The 1,583-nt window shown below is 62.0% G+C and carries 2 protein-coding genes and 1 pseudogene; all 3 read left to right on the plus strand.

What is annotated here, in order from left to right:
* Positions 1–590: pseudogene (locus AC5E6N_RS20455) on the plus strand (cytochrome o ubiquinol oxidase subunit I); the annotation flags it as partial.
* A gap of 1 nt (position 591) precedes the next feature.
* Entirely contained in the window at positions 592–1,209 is a 618-nt protein-coding gene (gene cyoC / locus AC5E6N_RS20460) for a cytochrome o ubiquinol oxidase subunit III (RefSeq protein ID WP_491749546.1), read from the plus strand.
* Positions 1,206–1,517 carry a cytochrome o ubiquinol oxidase subunit IV gene (gene cyoD / locus AC5E6N_RS20465; RefSeq protein WP_491690344.1) on the plus strand — a complete coding sequence of 104 codons (312 nt, stop codon included), beginning with the start codon at positions 1,206–1,208 and terminating at the stop codon, positions 1,515–1,517. The genes cyoC and cyoD overlap by 4 nt, the downstream gene beginning before the upstream one ends.
* Positions 1,518–1,583: the final 66 nt, after the last annotated feature.

Genomic DNA, 1,583 nt, shown 5'->3' on the forward strand with positions numbered 1-1,583 from the left:
GCATGGAGCATTACAACGTGCCCGAATGGCAGCCCTATCTTCAGGTCGCGGCGGTCGGCGCCGTGCTGATCATGATCGGCATCGGCTGCATCATCATGCAACTGATCGTCAGCGTACGCGAACGGGCGCGGAACGTCGATGTCACGGGCGATCCGTGGAACGGACGCACGCTGGAATGGGCAACCGCCTCACCACCCGCCCCGTATAATTTCGCCGTCATCCCGCATGTCGAGGACATCGATGCCTTCGCCGATATGAAACGGCGCGGCGTCGTCGGCGAAAAGCCGCAACACTACGAGGACATTCACATGCCCAAGAGCACAGGCGCCGGCGTCATTCTGGGCGCGCTCGGCTTCCTGCTCGGCTTTGCGATGATCTGGCACATCTACTGGCTGGCGGCCATCTGCCTCGTCGCCGTGCTCGCCGTGCTCGTCATGCGCTGCAGCAACGATGACGACGAATATACGATTACGGCCGCCGAGGTGGAGGCGTTCGAGAAGACGAGGATCCACTCGTCTTTGACGATCCCTTCCGATGCCGAGGTGGCGGGCGCCGCGGCCGGCAAACGACCGCAACCCGGAAACATCTGACATGACGATGGCGGACACATCCACCGCAGATCACGGCACCCTGGCGCTCGGCGGCGGCAAGGAATTCGAGGAGCGTGAATTCGGCTTCTGGCTCTACCTGATGACGGATGCCATCATCTTCGCGCTGATGTTTGCGACCTATGTGGTCATGAGCGGCAACATCGCGGCCGGCCCGGATGCCAAATCGCTTTTCGACCTTCAACACGTCGCGGCTGAGACGCTGCTCCTGCTGCTCTCGAGCATCACCTTCGGCTTCGCGACGCTTTCCTCGCTTGAGCGTCAGAACAACCGGGTCATTGTCTGGCTGCTTGTCACGGCGCTTCTCGGTGCCGGCTTCGTCGCCATGGAAGTGACCGAGTTCGTGAGCATGATCAATGCCGGTGCCGGGCCGGGCACCAGCGGGTTCCTGTCGGCCTTCTTCACGCTGGTCGGCACCCATGGACTGCATGTCACCGCCGGCATTGTCGGCATTCTGGTGATGGTCGGGCAAGTGGCGGTCAAGGGACTGACCAATCCGGTGCGCTCGCGTCTCTACCGGCTGGGCCTGTTCTGGCATTTCCTCGACATCGTCTGGATCGGGATCTTCTCGGTCGTCTATCTGCCGGGGATCCTGTCATGAGCCAGCGGGCCGCCACGCACACCTACCGGGCCTATCTGACCGGTTTCATCCTCGCCCTGATCCTCACGGCCATCCCCTTTGCGCTTGTGTGGACCGGGGCGCTGACCACCGGAACGACCCTGATTGTCATCGCGGTTGCGGCGTTCGCGCAGGTGCTGGTGCATATGTACTATTTCCTGCACCTCAATCTGAGGACCACACCGCGCGAGAACCTTCTGGCGCTCGCATTTGCCTGCGTGCTGATCTTTATCCTCGTCGGCGGCACGCTGTGGATCATGTTCGATCTGCACTACAGAATGATGGGCTGACGGCACGGTCGGCACGGCGTGGAGACGGCTTTGCCCGATGGGATTCAAGCCGGCATAACGGCCTGC

This window comes from Hoeflea sp. (genome assembly GCF_984452065.1).